The organism is Halohasta sp. A2 (assembly GCF_056175805.1).
The window spans coordinates 1-254 of record NZ_JAQFWV010000319.1; the positions used below are offsets into that span (position 1 = coordinate 1).

Consider the following 254-nt stretch of genomic DNA (forward strand, 5'->3'; position numbering starts at 1 on the left):
CCATGCTCGGGTACAAGCATTCCTTGGACTGTGTCTCCGAGTAATAGTTGCAATCACGAACTACGAACAGGGTGAAAATCCAGGGCGGACGAAGCTTGTGGTATGAGATGAATTGTATGACACCCTCGTTGTTGGCTGCTGTCGTAGACAGATGAATCGTCTCCAATCCACTTTTTCGGCGTGAATAGTCGCATTCCAAGTGGCCAACTGACTTGGTCTGCGTTGCGGTGCTGTCCCGGTGAGGCGAGAGTGAG

General features: G+C 51.6%; 1 pseudogene. It reads left to right on the forward strand.

Annotated features, from left to right (window positions below):
• Positions 1-106 (forward strand): annotated as a pseudogene (locus tag O2S87_RS19290) (IS5/IS1182 family transposase); the annotation flags it as partial.
• Positions 107-254: the final 148 nt, after the last annotated feature.